15 protein-coding genes are annotated in these 13,969 nt (G+C 68.9%); all 15 read left to right on the forward strand.

Annotation, left to right across the window (positions count from 1 at the left end):
- Positions 1 to 4 precede the first annotated feature (4 nt).
- The 15 genes from GGR43_RS13135 (at position 5) to GGR43_RS13205 (ending at position 13,879) form a co-directional block, all read left to right on the forward strand.
- On the forward strand, positions 5 to 760 hold the full coding sequence (locus tag GGR43_RS13135; RefSeq protein WP_188072439.1) for an enoyl-CoA hydratase family protein: 756 nt from the start codon (positions 5 to 7) through the stop codon (positions 758 to 760).
- Positions 760 to 1,905: an acyl-CoA dehydrogenase gene (locus GGR43_RS13140; protein ID WP_188072597.1), complete on the forward strand. Its 1,146-nt coding sequence runs from the start codon at positions 760 to 762 to the stop codon at positions 1,903 to 1,905. The genes GGR43_RS13135 and GGR43_RS13140 overlap by 1 nt, the downstream gene beginning before the upstream one ends.
- A gap of 14 nt (positions 1,906 to 1,919) precedes the next feature.
- Positions 1,920 to 2,978: an acyl-CoA dehydrogenase family protein gene (locus tag GGR43_RS13145; RefSeq protein WP_188072440.1), complete on the forward strand. Its 1,059-nt coding sequence runs from the start codon at positions 1,920 to 1,922 to the stop codon at positions 2,976 to 2,978.
- A complete protein-coding gene (locus GGR43_RS13150; RefSeq protein ID WP_188072441.1) occupies positions 2,971 to 4,122 on the forward strand; it encodes an acetyl-CoA C-acetyltransferase in 1,152 nt (383 codons plus the stop codon). The genes GGR43_RS13145 and GGR43_RS13150 overlap by 8 nt, the downstream gene beginning before the upstream one ends.
- Before the next feature lie 17 nt (positions 4,123 to 4,139).
- Positions 4,140 to 4,793, forward strand: a complete 654-nt coding sequence (locus GGR43_RS13155; protein WP_188072442.1) for a gamma carbonic anhydrase family protein — start codon at positions 4,140 to 4,142, stop codon at positions 4,791 to 4,793.
- Positions 4,786 to 5,232 (forward strand): nuclear transport factor 2 family protein, encoded by a 447-nt coding sequence (locus tag GGR43_RS13160; RefSeq protein ID WP_188072443.1) that lies wholly within the window; start codon positions 4,786 to 4,788, stop codon positions 5,230 to 5,232. Before GGR43_RS13155 ends, GGR43_RS13160 begins: the two co-directional genes overlap by 8 nt.
- Positions 5,229 to 6,140: an SDR family oxidoreductase gene (locus GGR43_RS13165; protein ID WP_246343730.1), complete on the forward strand. Its 912-nt coding sequence runs from the start codon at positions 5,229 to 5,231 to the stop codon at positions 6,138 to 6,140. The genes GGR43_RS13160 and GGR43_RS13165 overlap by 4 nt, the downstream gene beginning before the upstream one ends.
- Positions 6,140 to 7,249 (forward strand): acyl-CoA dehydrogenase family protein, encoded by a 1,110-nt coding sequence (locus GGR43_RS13170; RefSeq protein ID WP_188072444.1) that lies wholly within the window; start codon positions 6,140 to 6,142, stop codon positions 7,247 to 7,249. The genes GGR43_RS13165 and GGR43_RS13170 overlap by 1 nt, the downstream gene beginning before the upstream one ends.
- Positions 7,246 to 8,040 (forward strand): SDR family oxidoreductase, encoded by a 795-nt coding sequence (locus GGR43_RS13175; protein ID WP_188072445.1) that lies wholly within the window; start codon positions 7,246 to 7,248, stop codon positions 8,038 to 8,040. Before GGR43_RS13170 ends, GGR43_RS13175 begins: the two co-directional genes overlap by 4 nt.
- Before the next feature lie 4 nt (positions 8,041 to 8,044).
- Positions 8,045 to 8,506 (forward strand): MaoC family dehydratase, encoded by a 462-nt coding sequence (locus tag GGR43_RS13180; RefSeq protein ID WP_188072446.1) that lies wholly within the window; start codon positions 8,045 to 8,047, stop codon positions 8,504 to 8,506.
- Between the two features lie 4 nt (positions 8,507 to 8,510).
- The gene (locus GGR43_RS13185) at positions 8,511 to 8,903 is read left to right on the forward strand and encodes a nuclear transport factor 2 family protein (RefSeq protein WP_188072447.1); all 393 of its coding nucleotides are present in this window, start codon (positions 8,511 to 8,513) and stop codon (positions 8,901 to 8,903) included.
- Complete coding sequence (locus GGR43_RS13190; protein WP_188072448.1) at positions 8,896 to 10,098, forward strand: acetyl-CoA C-acyltransferase; 1,203 nt, start codon at positions 8,896 to 8,898, stop codon at positions 10,096 to 10,098. Before GGR43_RS13185 ends, GGR43_RS13190 begins: the two co-directional genes overlap by 8 nt.
- Positions 10,098 to 11,273, forward strand: a complete 1,176-nt coding sequence (locus tag GGR43_RS13195; RefSeq protein WP_188072449.1) for an acyl-CoA dehydrogenase family protein — start codon at positions 10,098 to 10,100, stop codon at positions 11,271 to 11,273. The genes GGR43_RS13190 and GGR43_RS13195 overlap by 1 nt, the downstream gene beginning before the upstream one ends.
- The gene (locus tag GGR43_RS13200) at positions 11,270 to 12,850 is read left to right on the forward strand and encodes a FadD3 family acyl-CoA ligase (RefSeq protein ID WP_246343731.1); all 1,581 of its coding nucleotides are present in this window, start codon (positions 11,270 to 11,272) and stop codon (positions 12,848 to 12,850) included. The genes GGR43_RS13195 and GGR43_RS13200 overlap by 4 nt, the downstream gene beginning before the upstream one ends.
- 249 nt (positions 12,851 to 13,099) lie before the next feature.
- Positions 13,100 to 13,879, forward strand: coding sequence for an SDR family NAD(P)-dependent oxidoreductase (locus tag GGR43_RS13205; RefSeq protein ID WP_188072450.1), 780 nt, complete (start codon positions 13,100 to 13,102; stop codon positions 13,877 to 13,879).
- Positions 13,880 to 13,969 lie beyond the last annotated feature (90 nt).

Raw genomic sequence — 13,969 nt, forward strand, 5'->3', positions numbered from 1 at the left:
AGATATGCCGATTACGTGCACCATCAGCGACAGGATCGCGGAGATCCTCTTCGACGTGCCGCCGGTCAACGCCTTCGACAGCGCGACCTGGAACAGCCTGCCCGCGATCATCGCGGAGGCGGGGCGCAACCCGGAGGTCAATTGCATCCTGATCCGCGCGGCGGAGAGCGCGCGCGGCTTCTGCGGCGGCGTCGACATCAAGGAGATGCAGGCCCACCCGGAGCGCATCACGCTTTTGAACCGGGGCAATTACCTCACCTTCAAGGCGATCCGCGACGCCGAGGTGCCGGTGGTGACCGCGGTGCACAAGTTCGTGATCGGCGGCGGCATCGGCATTTGCGGCGCGTCCGACACGATCATCGCGGCGGACGACGCCTATTTCTCGCTGCCGGAGGTCGATCGCGGCGCGATGGGCGGCGCGAGCCACATGTCGCGCATGCTGCCGCTGCACAAGGTGCGGGCGGCCTTCTTCACCGGCGGCACCATCCCGGCGCAGGAAGCCTATCGCCTCGGCGCGGTCGAGAAGGTGGTGCCGCGCGCCGATCTGGCGGCCGAGGCGCGGGCCTTCTGCGCGGTGATCGCGTCCAAGTCGCGCAAGGCGCTGGTCATCGCCAAGGAAGCGCTGAACGGCCTCGAAGCGCGCGACGTCGATCGCGGCTATCGCTGGGAACAGGGCTTCACGCTCGAAATGTACATGCATGAGGACAGCCAGAAGGCGCGCGACGCCTTCGTGCAGACCGGCAAAGCGGCGGAATATTGATGGACCTCTCCTACACCCCCGAACAACAGGCGTTCCGCGCCGAGGTGCGCGACTGGCTGGCGCGCCATGTGCCCGCGGAGCCGCTCGAACATTTCGACGCGACCCGCGCCGGTTTCGAGGCGCATCGCCAGTGGGAAAATACGCTGAAGTCCGGCGACTGGGGCATGGTGACATGGCCGGTCGAATATGGCGGGCGCGGCCTCGACCTGATCCAGTGGCTGATCTTCGAGGAGGAATATTATCGCGCCGGGGCGCCGGGGCGCGTCAACCAGAACGGCATCTTCCTGCTCGGCCCGACGCTGATCGAATTCGGCACGCACGAGCAGAAGCAGCGGTTCCTGCCGCCGATGGCGAGCGGCGAGGAAATCTGGGCGCAGGCATGGTCCGAACCGCAGGCCGGCAGCGACCTTGCGGGCGTGCGCGCGACGGCCACGCGCGACGGCGACGACTATATCCTCAACGGCCACAAGATCTGGTCGTCCCGCGCGGTGTTCGCCGACTGGGCCTTCGGCCTGTTCCGCGCGCCGGGTTCGGAACGGCACAAGGGGATGAGCCTCATCTTCTTCCCGCTCGACGCGCCGGGCGTGACGGTCAACCCGATCCGCAAGATCAACGGCCATGTCGGCTTCGCCGAAATTTTCCTCGAAAATGTGCGCGTGCCCGCGTTCAACCGGCTCGGCGACGAGGGGCAGGGCTGGCATATCTGCATGGCGACGGCGGGCTTCGAGCGCGGGCTGATGCTGCGTTCCCCCGCGCGCTATCAGGTCGCCGCGGCGAAGCTCGCCGCGCTGTGGCAGGAACGCAAGGCGGACGCCGACCCAATGCTGGAGGCCGAGGTGATCCGCGCGCATATGAACGCGGAGGCCTATGCGCTCTCCATCTACCAGACCGCCTCGCGCCTGATGGCGGGCGCGAAGATCGGGCCGGAGGCGAGCACCAACAAGATCTTCTGGTCGGAACTCGACATCCACCTGCACCGCACCGCGCTCTCGATCCTGGGGCCGGAGGCCGAGTTGCTGCCGCCGCCCGGCGCGCAGGACTGGCTGGACGATTATATCTTCGCGCTGGCAGGACCGATCTATGCCGGGTCGAACGAGATCCAGCGCAACATCATCGCCGAGCGCATGCTCGGCCTGCCGCGCTGAAGGGAGGAGGAAAGATGGACTTCACCCTGAACGACGAACAGATGATGTTCGCGGAGACGGCGCGGACGCTGTTCGCCGACAGCTGCTCGCCCGATCATTGGCACCGGATGATGGAGGCCGACGCCGCATGGGACGAGGCGCGCTGGGCCGCGATCGTGGACACCGGCCTTACCGCGATGCTGCTGCCCGAAAGCGCGGGCGGCCTCGGCCTCTGCGAAGTCGATTTCGCGCTGATCGCGCGGGAGGCGGGCTATGCCGCGCTGCCCGAACCGCTGGTCGAAAGCGCAGGCGTGGCCGCGCCGCTGCTCGCCGCGCTGGCGCCCGATCATCCGGCGCTGGGCGATCCGATGGCGACCATCGCCATCGCCCATCCGCTCAATCCGGTGGTGCCGCACGCCGACCGCGCGGCGGCGATCCTGCTGGAGAAGGACGGCGAGGCGTTCGTCGCGACGCCCGACCGGGTGACGCTGACCCCCGCGCCCGGCATCGACCCCTTCCGCCGCCTGTTCCGCGTGGACTGGGACGCCGCCGATGCGACGGCGCTCGGCAGCAAAAGCAATGGGGCCGACTGGGCCCTCGCGCTCGACCGCGCCGCGCTGTTCAGCGCGGCGATGGGGCTGGGCCTCGCGCAGCGGGCGGTCGATCTGGCGGTCGATTATGCGAAGGAGCGGCAGCAGTTCGGCAAGCCGATCGGCAGCTATCAGGCGGTCAAGCATCATCTCGCCACCGCGCAGGTGGCGATCGAGTTCGCTCGGCCGGTGGTGATGGCCGCCGCCGCCGATATCGGGCGGCAGGACGTCCACAGCCGCGCCCGCGTCAGCCATGCGAAGATCGTCGCGCTGGAGGCCGCCGACAATGCCGCCCGCGCCTCGATCCAGGTGCATGGCGCGATGGGCTATAGCTGGGAGGTCGACGTCCACCTGTTCCTGAAGCGCGCGCTGGCGCTGTCCCAGAACTGGGGCACGCCCGCCTTCCATCGCGCCCGCATCGCCGAACGCCTGTTCACGCAGGCCGCCGGCCCGGATCAACTTTTCGCCAGAGACCAGAAAGAGCGCGAGACCGAAAATGCCTGAAGCCTATATCATCGACGCCGTCCGCAGCCCCGTCGGCCGCAAGAAGGGCAGCCTCGCCCATGTGCATCCCGCCGATCTCGGCGCGCATCCGATCCGCGAGCTGGTGCGGCGCACCGGCATCGACTCGGCGCTGGTCGATGATGTGGTCTGGGGCTGCTGCGACACCATCGGGCCGCAGGCAGGCGATATCGGCCGCACCGCCTGGCTGGCGGCCGGGCTGCCGGAGGAGGTGCCCGGCGTCACCATCGACCGGCAATGCGGTTCCAGCCAGCAGGCGGTGCATTTCGCCGCGCAGGGGGTGATGAGCGGCACGCAGGATCTCGTCGTCGCGGGCGGCAGCCAGGCGATGAACGCGATTCCCATCTCCGCCGCGATGGTCGCGGGCCAGCCTTACGGTTTCGACAGCCCGTTCCTCGGCGCGAAGGGCTGGGACGCGCGCTATGGCGGCGAGGAGGTGAACCAGATCCGCTCCGCCGAGATGATCGCGGAGAAATGGGGCATCGGCCGCGCGGAAATGGAGGCCTTCGCCCTCGCCTCCCACCAGCGCGCGCAGGCGGCCTGGGATGCGGGCTGGTTCGACCGCGAGGTCGCCCCGCTCGAAGGGCTGGAACGCGACGAGACGATCCGCCCGACGACCACGCTGGAGGGCCTCGCTGCGCTCAACCCCGTGCGCGAGGGCGGCGCCATCACCGCAGGGGTCGCGAGCCAGAATTGCGACGCTTCGGCCGCGCTGCTGATCGCCGGCGAACGCGCGGTGAAGGAGCATGGCCTCACCCCCCGCGCCCGCATCCACCATCTCTCGGTCCGCGCCGCCAACCCGGTGTGGATGCTGACCGGCCCCATTCCCGCGACGCACCATGCGCTGAAGAAGGCGGGCATGAGCATCGGCGACATCGACCTGTTCGAATGCAACGAAGCCTTCGCCAGCGTCACCATGGCGTGGATGAAGGAGCTGGATATCCCGCATGAGAAGGTGAACGTGCAGGGCGGCGCGATCGCGCTCGGCCACCCGATCGGCGCGACCGGCGCGCGGCTGATGACGACGCTGCTCGGCGCGCTGGAGCGCACCGGCGGGCGCTATGGCCTGCAAACCATGTGCGAGGGCGGCGGGCAGGCCAACGTCACCATCATCGAGCGGCTGTAACGGAAGGAAGCGCCGCCATGCCTTGCTACGCCCATCAGGGGATCGTCCCCGTGGTCGACCCGGCCAGCTACGTCCATCCGCTGGCGTCGCTGATCGGCGACGTGATCGTCGGCCCCGGCTGCTTCATCGCGCCGGGCGCCTCGCTGCGCGGCGATTTCGGGCGGATCGTGGTGGAGGGCGACAGCAGCATACAGGACAATGCAACCGTGCACGCGAACCAGCTGCGCGACACGGTGATCCGGCGCGGCGCGACCATCGCGCACGGGGCGATCGTCCATGGCTGCGAGATCGGCGAGAATGCGCTGGTCGGCATGAACGCGGTGGTGCTCGACATGGCGGAGGTAGGCGCGGAATGCCTCGTCGCCGCGCTGGCGCTGGTGAAGGCGGGGACGAAGCTGCCGCCACGCAGCCTCGCCGCCGGCAATCCGGCCGCGGTCGTGCGCCGCTTCGAGCCGGAACAGGTGACGTGGAGGAATGACGGCGAAGGCGAATATCAGAAGCTGGCGCGCGCGGCGCTGACCGGCCTCGTCGAAACCGCTCCCCTGCCCGCGCCAGAGCCGGACCGGAAGCGCGTCGCCTCTCAGGCGATCGCGCTGCGCCTCACCGGCGCGGTCGCGGCGGAGCGGGAACGCCGGGCCGCGCAAGGAAAAGGGGCAAGCGCCGATGACTGACGCCGCGATCGCCATCCCCAACCTGCTCTATCTCTATGCCGAGCTGATCGACGCGGCGGATTTCGCCGCCGCCGCCCGGCTGTTCCGCCATGGCGGGATCGTGGCGGGCGACCAGCGGATCGAGGGCAAGGACGCCATCGCCGCGATGTGGCGCGGCTGGATGCGCGTCCATGCGGACGGCACGCTGCGCACCCGGCACCTGATCACCAACCCGATCATCCAGCTGGCCGACGATGGCGAAAGCGCCGCCTGCCGCTCGCAATGGACGGTGTTGCAGGCGGCCGAGGGCTTCCCGCTGCAAGCGGTGGCGACCGGGCGCTATCATGATCGGTTCCGGCGGATCGACGGCATCTGGTGCTTTGTCGAACGCGATTATGCGCAGGTCGACCTGACGGGCGACCTCAGCGCGCATCTCCTCAAAACCTTGAAGGACGCATGACTATGGGAATTTGCGAAGGACGCGTGGCGATCGTCACCGGGGCGGGCAACGGACTGGGCCGGGCCTATGCGTTGGGGCTGGCGGCGGAGGGCGCGAAGCTGGTCGTCAACGATCTGGGCGTCGGCACCCATGGCGAGGCAGGGCTGACCAAGGGCGCGGCCGAGCAGGTGGTCGAGGAAATCCGCGCGATGGGCGGAGAGGCGGTCGCCAACACCGACGACGTGGCGGACTGGGACGCGGGCAAGCGCATGGTGGAGGCCGCGCTCGACAGCTTCGGGCGGCTCGACGCGGTGGTCAACAATGCCGGGTTCGTGCGCGACCGCATGTTCTTCACCTGTAGCCCGGAGGAATGGGACGCGGTGATCCGCGTGCATCTGCGCGGCCATTTCTGCACCAGCCGCCACGCCGCCGAACATTGGCGCGCGCAGGCCAAGGCCGGAAACCCGGTCGATGCGCGCATCATCAACACCACCAGCGGCGCGGGGCTTCAGGGATCGGTCGGCCAGTCGGCCTATTCGGCGGCCAAGGGCGGCATTGCCGCGCTGACGCTGGTGCAGGCGGCGGAGCTGGCGCGCATCGGCGTCACCGCCAACGCGCTCGCCCCCAATGCGCGCACGCGGATGACCGACACCGGCCATTTCGACATGGAGGCGAAGGACGGCGTGTTCGATGTGTTCGCGCCGGAGAATATGGCCCCGCTGGTCGCCTATCTGGTATCGGAACAGTCGAAGGGCGTCACCGGACAGGTGTTCGAGCTGAAGGGCGGCACCCTCTTCCTGTCGCAGGGCTGGACCGACAGCCCCGCCCATGACAAGGGCGCGCGCTTCGAGGCGGGCGAGCTGGATCCGATCGTCCGCCGCCTGCTCGAAACCCGCGAGCCCGCCAAGCCGGTCTACGGAGCGGCCTGATGGACTTCGCGCTCAGCGACGACCAGCGCGCGATACAGGAGGCCGCGCGCGGCTTCCTGACCGACGCCGCCGGACCCGACGCGATCCGCGCGGCGGTGGAAGGCGGCAGCGGCTTCGACGAAGGGCTGTGGCAGACCCTCACCGGCGAGCTCGGCTTTGCCGGGCTGATGGTGCCGGAACGCCATGGCGGGCTGGGGCTGGGCGCGGTGGAAATGGCGCTGGTGCTGGAGGAGACGGGGCGCTGCCTCGCGCCGGTGCCGTTCTTCGAAACAGCGGTTCTGGCGGTGCAGGCGGTGCTCGCGGCGGCGGACGAGGGGCAGCAAGCGACACTCCTCCCCCGTCTGGCGTCCGGCGCCCGCGCCAGCTTTGCCGGAACGGCCGACCGCCCGACCCTCTCGGGCGGTCGGCTGCAAGGGACAGCCGGGTTCGCGACCTTCGCCCATGTGGCGGAACTGCTGATCGTCGCCACCGCCGATAACAGCCTCGTCGTGCTGGAGGCGGACGCGCCGGGCCTCGCCATCGAGCCGCTGCCCAGCCTCGACCGCACCCGGCGCTTCGCCCGGCTGCATTTCGACTGCGCGGTGACGCCAGCACAGATATTGGGCGAACCGGGCGGCGCGGGTACGGCGATAGAGCGCACGCTGCTGGTCGGCGCGGGCCTGCTCGCCGCCGAGCAGACCGGCGGCGCGCAGTACAGCCTCGACGCGACGGTCGACTATGCGAAGCAGCGCGTGCAGTTCGGCCGGGCGATCGGCTCGTTCCAGGCCTATAAGCATATGCTCGCCGACATGATGCTGCTGGTCGAGGCCTCCCGCTCCGCCGCCTGCTATGCCGCCGCCGCCATTGACGAGGACGGGGGCGATGAGGATGGCGGCGAACTGGCCGAGGCATGTCATGTCGCGCGCTCCTATGCGTCCGACGCCTATCGCCGGGTCGCGGGCGACGCGATCCAGCTGCATGGCGGCATCGGCTTCACCTGGGAGCATCACGCCCATCTCTATTTCAAGCGCGCGCAGGCCGCCGCGAGCTGGCTCGGCTCGGTCGAGCAGCATCGCGAGGCGCTCGCCCGGATCATCATGAAGCCCATCACCACGAAGGACTCCGCATGACCACCCCCACCTCCCCCGTTCCCCCCTATCCGACGCCGCGCGGCCTGCTGGCGGGCAAGTCGGTCGTCGTCACCGCCGCCGCCGGGACCGGCATCGGCTTTGCCGTCGCGAAGCGCGCCGCCGAGGAAGGCGCGCGGCTGCTGATCAGCGATTTTCACGAACGCCGCCTCGGCGAAGCCGCCGACCGGATCGCCGCGGAGGCGGGCGTGGAACGGCCAGCGACGTTTGTTTGCGACGTGACGAGCGAAGAGGCAGTGCAGGGCCTGCGCGACGCGTCGCTGGCCGCCTTCGGCACGGTGGACGTGCTTGTCAACAATGCGGGGCTGGGCGGAGAGGCCGATATCGTCGACATGACCGACGAGCAATGGGGCCGCGTGCTCGACGTCACGCTGACCAGCCTGTTCCGCATGACCCGCGCCTTCCTGCCCGGCATGTATGCGGCCGGATCGGGGGTGATGGTGAACAACGCCTCGGTGCTCGGCTGGCGCGCGCAGAAGGGGCAGGCCCATTATGCCGCCGCCAAGGCGGGCGTCATGGCCTTCACCCGCTGCGCCGCGATCGAGGCGGCCGAGCATGGCGTGCGCATCAACGCGGTCGCGCCCAGCCTCGCCATGCATCCGTTCCTCGCCAAGGTGACGACGCAGGAGGCGCTGGACCTGCTGGTCGAGCGGGAAGCGTTCAGGCGCCCCGCCGAGGTGTGGGAAGTCGCCAATGTGATGATCTTCCTCGCCAGCGAGCTGTCCTCCTACCTCACCGGCGAGGTCGTCTCCTGCTCCAGCCAGAGGGCCTGACGTCATGCCTGTGCTCTTCGAAACCCCCCGCGACCTCCTCGGCAAGGAAGGCACGCGCCTCGACGCGAGCGACTGGCTGGCGATCGACCAGGCGCGGATAAACGCCTTCGCCGACGTGACCGGCGACCATCAGTGGATCCATGTCGATCCGGTCCGCGCCAAGGACGGCCCGTTCGGCGCGACCGTCGCCCACGGCTATCTGACGCTGAGCCTCGTCAACCTGTTCCTGCCGCAGATGATCGAGGTCCGCCGCTTTTCGGCCGGCGTCAATGTCGGCATGGACAAGACCCGTTTCCTCGCCCCCGTGCTCGTCGGCTCGCGCATTCGCGGCACCGGAGAGATCGTGAAGGTGGAGGAGGTGAAGGGCGGCGCGATCCAGTCCACCGTCCGCGTCACGATAGAGATCGAGGGCAGCGAGAAACCCGCCTGCATCATCGACACCATCAGCCGCTATTACCCGGAGTAAGCCCATGCCAGACCCACAAAAAATGGAAGCCGCCGTCCACGCCTATGTCGCCGCGTTCGAGGCGGGCAGCGCCGATCAGGTGATGGCGCTCTACGCACGGGACGCCACCTGCGAGGACCCGGTCGGCAGCCCGGTGCACAGCGGGCATGAGGCGATCCGCGCCTTCTACGTCGAATCGATGAAGACCGGCGCGAAGCTGAAACTGGAAGGCCCGGTACGCATCGTCGGCGACCTCGCGCTGTTCCCCTTCTCGGTCCATCTGGACTATGGCGGCCCCAAGCGCATCGACGTGATCGACAGCTTCCGCTTCAACGACGCGAACGAGGTGGTCGAAATGCGCGCCTTCTGGGGACCCGCCAACATGCACGGTTTCGAAGGGAGCGCCGCCGATGCGTGAAGCCGCCATCCTCTCCACCGCCCGCACCGGCGTCGGCAAGGCCTATCGCGGCGCGTTCAACGACACCGAGGCGCCGGTGATGTCGTGCCATGTGGTGAACGCCGCGATAGAGCGCGCCGGGATCGACCCGGCCCGCGTCGACGACGTCTATCTCGGCGTCGCCAACCAGTGGAACACGCAGAGCTATAATCTGGGCCGCCTGACCGTGCACGGATCGGTGCTGCCCGACACCACCGGCGGCTTTGCGATGGACCGCAAATGCTCGTCCGGCCTCAACGCGATCGCCTTCGCCGCGCGCTCGATCATGTGCGACGAGATCGACGTCGCGGTGGCGGGCGGCGCGGAGAATGTGTCGCTGACCATCGACAAGCATTATCCCGCCTTCCGCAACCGCTCCGAATTCATCAAGGCGCACGATCCCTATGCCTATATGGCGATGATCGAAACGGCGGAGATCGTCGCCGACCGCTACGGCATCAGCCGCGAGGATCAGGACCGTTTCGCCGCGCAGAGCCAGCAGCGCGCCGCCGCCGCGCAGGCAGCGGGCCGGTTCGACGCGGAAATCGTGCCGATCACCGTCACCAGGGCGCTGTTCGACCGGGAAGGCAAGGAAACCGGCAAGGAAGAGGTGACGCTGGCCGCCGACGAGGGCATCCGCGCGGGCACGACCTATGAAAAGCTCTCCGAACTGAAGCCGGTGTTCCAGAACGGGCAGGTCGTCAAGGAAGGCCGCCACGTGACGGCGGGCAATGCCAGCCAGCTTTCGGACGGCGCGTCGGCGCAGGTGGTGATGGACCTCGCCACCGCGCAGAAGGAAGGGCTGCCGATCCTCGGCGTCTATCGCGGCTTTCAGGTCGCGGGCTGCGGCGCGGACGAAATGGGCATCGGCCCGGTCTTCGCCATCCCCAAGCTGCTCGCCCGCGCCGGGCTGACGCTCGACGATATCGGCCTCTTCGAGATCAACGAAGCCTTCGCCAGCCAGGCCGTCTATTGCCAGCGCAAGCTCGGCATCGATCCGGAAAAGCTGAACGTCAACGGCGGCGGCATCGCCATCGGCCACCCGTTCGGCATGACCGGGTCGCGCCTCGTCGGCCATGCGCTGATCGAGGGCAAGCGCCGGGGCGTGCGCTATGTCGTCGTCTCCATGTGCGTCGCGGGCGGCATGGGCGCGGCCGGTCTGTTCGAGGTCGCCTGATGCAGCTTTCCTTCGCGCCTGAACTCAAGGCCTTTCGCGAGGAAGCCGCCGACTGGCTGAACGACCGGCTGTCCGGCCCGTTCAGGGCGATCCGGGGCCAGACCAGCCAGGTCGACAATGTCGAGGAACGCCGCGCCTGGGAAGCCGCGCTGGGCGAGGCGCGGTGGAGCGTCGTCGGCTGGCCGGAGCAATGGGGCGGCCGCGACGCCTCGATCGCGCAGCAGGTGATCTTCGCCGAGGAATATGCCCGCGCCAAGGCCCCGCCGCGCGTCGGCCATCTCGGCGTCGAACTGCTCGGCCCGACGCTGCTGGCGCTGGGGAGCGAGGACCAGAAGGCCCGCTTCCTGCCCGATATCGCCCATGGCCGGGCGATCTGGTGCCAGGGCTATTCGGAGCCGGGCGCCGGATCCGACCTCGCCAATGTCAAGACGAAGGCGCGGCGCGAGGGCGACCGCTACATCATCGACGGGCAGAAGATCTGGACCTCGATGGGGATGATCGCCGACTGGTGCTTCGTCATCGCCCGCACCGAGCCGGGCAGCGCGGGCAACAAGGGCCTCTCCTTCCTGATGGTGCCGATGGACCAGCCCGGCGTGACGCCCCGCCCGATCCGCCAGATGACCGGCGAGGCGGAGTTCGCCGAGGTGTTCTTCGACGGCGCGGAAGCGCTCGCCATCGACCGCATCGGCGCGGAGGGCGACGGCTGGAAGGTGGCGATGGCGCTGCTCGGCTTCGAGCGCGGCGTCTCCACCCTCGCCCAGCAGATGCATTTCCGCAACGAGCTGGACGCGATCATCGCCGCCGCCCGCGCCAACGGCAAGGCCGACGACCCGATCGTCCGCCAGAAGATCGCGCAGGCGCATGCGGGGCTGAAGATCATGCGCTATAACGGCCTGCGCATGCTGTCCGACGGCGACGAGGGCGCCAGCCTTTCGGGAGCGGCCTACACCTACAAGCTCTACTGGTCCCAATGGCACAAGGCGCTGGGCGAGTTGGCGATGGAGGTGCTGGGGCAGCAGGGCGAGATCGGCATCGACGAGGAACGCTTCGACAGCCTGACCGCCATGTTCCTGATGAGCCGGTCCGACACCATCTATGCGGGCACCGACCAGATCCAGCGCAACATCATTTCCGAGCGGGGGCTGGGCCTGCCAAGGGAGCCGCGCGGGCTATGACGGAAGCACCGGAAATCGAGGCGATGGGCGTCTGGCCGGATACCATCCCGCACGCGGCGCAGGCGGCGGCGCGACGCTGGCCCGATGAAACCGGCCTGATCGAGGGCGACCGGCGCTGGACCTTCGCGCAAATCTGGGACGATGCGCGTGCGTCGGCCTCGGCCTTCCTCGCGTCGGGCATCGGCCGGGGCGATCGCGTCGCCATCTGGGCGCCCAACAGCCGCGAATGGATATTGGCGGCGCTGGGCGCGCAGAGCGTGGGCGCGGCGATCGTCCCGCTCAACACCCGGTTCAAGGGGCAGGAAGCCGCCGACATAGTGCGCCGATCGCGGGCGAAGATCGTCTTTGCGCCGCGCACCTTCCTCGACACCGACTATCGCGCGCTGATCGCGGGCGAGGACCTGCCCGATCTGGCGGAGTTCCTGTTCCTCGACAGCGACTGGGACAGCTTCGTCGCGCGCGGCCGGGGCAAGGACGACCCGGCGGTGGAAGCGGCGCTGGCGCGGCTTTCCGGCGAGGATATCTGCGATATCATCTTCACCTCCGGCACCACCGGGCGGCCCAAGGGCGTGTTGACCGCGCACGCCCAAGCGGTGCAGATCTTCGGCGACTGGGCGGTGCGCGTCGATCTGCGCGAGGGCGACCGCTATCTGATCGTCAACCCCTTCTTCCACACCTTCGGCTACAAGGCGGGCTGGGCGGTGTGCTTCACGCGCGGCGCGACCATCGTGCCGATGGCGATGTTCGACGTCGCCGAAACCGTGCGGCAGATCGAGGTCAACCGCATCAGCTTCCTGCCGGGGCCGCCGACCATCTACCAGTCGCTGTTGCAGGAGCTGGCGGGCGACAAGCCGCGCGACTTCTCCTCGCTGCGCGTCGCGGTGACGGGCGCGGCGCCGGTCGCCCCGACGCTGGTCGAGCGGATGCGCAGGGAGCTGGGCATGTCCAACATCGTCAACGGCTACGGCATGACCGAATGCGGCGCAATCAGCATGACGCGGCAGGGCGACGACGCGGAAACCGTCGCGCACAGCTGCGGCTATCCGCTGCCCGGCATCGAGGCGCGCTGCGTCGACGAGCAGGGCAACGACCTGCCCCCCGGCGAAACGGGCGAGATCTGGATACGCGGCCCGGCGGTGATGAAGGGCTATCTCGACGATCCGCAGGCGACGGCCGAGGCGATCGACGCCGAGGGCTGGCTCCACACCGGCGATGTCGGCACCATCGACGCGCGCGGCTATCTGGCGCTGACCGACCGCAAGAAGGACATGTATATCTCCGGCGGCTTCAACTGCTATCCCGCCGAGATCGAGAAGCTGCTGGCCGCCCATCCGGCGATCGAGATGGCCGGGGTGATCGGCATCGCCGACGAGCGGCTGGGCGAGGTGGGCAAGGCGTTCGTCGTGCTGCGCCCCGGCATGCAGGCGGAGGAAGCCGATATCATCCGCTGGGCGCGGGCCAACATGGCCAATTACAAGGTGCCCCGCCGCGTCGCCATCCTGCCCGCGCTTCCGCGTAACGCAGCGGGCAAAATTCTACGCACTGCGCTGCGCGAGCTTGAGGAGAAAACGGCCTGATCCGGCCGCACGGCGCTGGTGGGCGATGAGACAATCGCGAATCATATTCCGTCACATACTCCGCAAATAAACATGATATTGGACTTTTTACCCCTTTTTTTCGTACCCATTCCCTGTTACCTAGTCCAAATGGATTATGACGCGCACGCAAGACTGTCCTAGAGTTTCGGCAACAACGGAAACGCGGGGAGAGACGATGAATTCCTCCATCATCCACGAAACGCGCAGCGCCGGGCGGGCGGCGGCGCGATGAGCGGCGGGCAGTTCGACGGCAAGGTGGCGCTGGTCACCGGCGGCGGGTCGGGCATCGGCCGCGCCGCGTGCCAGCGCCTCGCGATGGAAGGCGCGCGGGTCGTCGTCGCCGATATCGACGCGGCGGGCGCGGAACGCACCGCCGGGCTGGTCGCCCAGGCAGGCGGCGAAGCGGTCGCGGTCAGGGCCGACATCGCGCGGGAGGACGACAACCGGGCGATGTTCGATCTGGCCGAGCAGCGCTTCGGCGGGCTCGACGCCGCCTTTCTCAACGCCGGTATTTTGCAGCCCTATGGGCCGCTGGAAACGGTGACGACAGAGATGTTCGACCGGCTGATCGCGGTCAACCTGCGCGGCACCTTTCTCGGCGTGCAGCAGGCGCGCGCACGGCTGCGCCCCGGCGGGGCCTGCGTCGTCACCGCCTCGGCGGCGGGGATCATCGGCTTTGCCGAGGCGGCGGCCTATGCGGTGTCCAAGCACGGGCTGGTCGGGCTGGTCCGCTCCGCCGCGGCGGCCTTCGCGGCGCGGGGCGCGCGGATCAACGCGATCTGTCCCGGCATGGTGCTGACCGCCATGACCGGCAATGCCGGGATCGAGACGATCGACGACCCCGACCGGCTGGACGACCCCGCCTATCGCGGGGCGCTGACCGCGCAACAGATCGCGGAGGTCGCGCTGTTCCTGCTCAGCCGCCGCGCGGCCGGGCTCAACGGACAGGTGCAGGCGGTCGACGCAGCCCTGCTTTCCGCCTTCCCGCCGATCGACGGGCTGGGCTGAGACCGGGGCGCGACAGGGCGGCAGGCAGTCTCCCCGGCTGCCGCCGCACGGCAAAGGGGATCGGGGAAGAAAGGCGGCGGGCGCCCCACC

This window comes from Sphingobium jiangsuense (assembly GCF_014196495.1).
Classification (GTDB): Bacteria; Pseudomonadota; Alphaproteobacteria; order Sphingomonadales; family Sphingomonadaceae; genus Sphingobium; species Sphingobium jiangsuense.

Coding starts and splice junctions, on each gene's coding strand:
- GGR43_RS13195 (WP_188072449.1), top strand. CDS start 10,098: ATGCAGCTTTCCTTCGCGCCTGAACTCAAGGCCTTTCGCGAGGAAGCC.
- GGR43_RS13190 (WP_188072448.1), top strand. CDS start 8,896: ATGCGTGAAGCCGCCATCCTCTCCACCGCCCGCACCGGCGTCGGCAAG.
- GGR43_RS13135 (WP_188072439.1), top strand. CDS start 5: ATGCCGATTACGTGCACCATCAGCGACAGGATCGCGGAGATCCTCTTC.
- GGR43_RS13175 (WP_188072445.1), top strand. CDS start 7,246: ATGACCACCCCCACCTCCCCCGTTCCCCCCTATCCGACGCCGCGCGGC.
- GGR43_RS13140 (WP_188072597.1), top strand. CDS start 760: ATGGACCTCTCCTACACCCCCGAACAACAGGCGTTCCGCGCCGAGGTG.
- GGR43_RS13165 (WP_246343730.1), top strand. CDS start 5,229: ATGACTATGGGAATTTGCGAAGGACGCGTGGCGATCGTCACCGGGGCG.
- GGR43_RS13145 (WP_188072440.1), top strand. CDS start 1,920: ATGGACTTCACCCTGAACGACGAACAGATGATGTTCGCGGAGACGGCG.
- GGR43_RS13150 (WP_188072441.1), top strand. CDS start 2,971: ATGCCTGAAGCCTATATCATCGACGCCGTCCGCAGCCCCGTCGGCCGC.
- GGR43_RS13155 (WP_188072442.1), top strand. CDS start 4,140: ATGCCTTGCTACGCCCATCAGGGGATCGTCCCCGTGGTCGACCCGGCC.
- GGR43_RS13200 (WP_246343731.1), top strand. CDS start 11,270: ATGACGGAAGCACCGGAAATCGAGGCGATGGGCGTCTGGCCGGATACC.
- GGR43_RS13160 (WP_188072443.1), top strand. CDS start 4,786: ATGACTGACGCCGCGATCGCCATCCCCAACCTGCTCTATCTCTATGCC.
- GGR43_RS13170 (WP_188072444.1), top strand. CDS start 6,140: ATGGACTTCGCGCTCAGCGACGACCAGCGCGCGATACAGGAGGCCGCG.
- GGR43_RS13205 (WP_188072450.1), top strand. CDS start 13,100: ATGAGCGGCGGGCAGTTCGACGGCAAGGTGGCGCTGGTCACCGGCGGC.
- GGR43_RS13185 (WP_188072447.1), top strand. CDS start 8,511: ATGCCAGACCCACAAAAAATGGAAGCCGCCGTCCACGCCTATGTCGCC.
- GGR43_RS13180 (WP_188072446.1), top strand. CDS start 8,045: ATGCCTGTGCTCTTCGAAACCCCCCGCGACCTCCTCGGCAAGGAAGGC.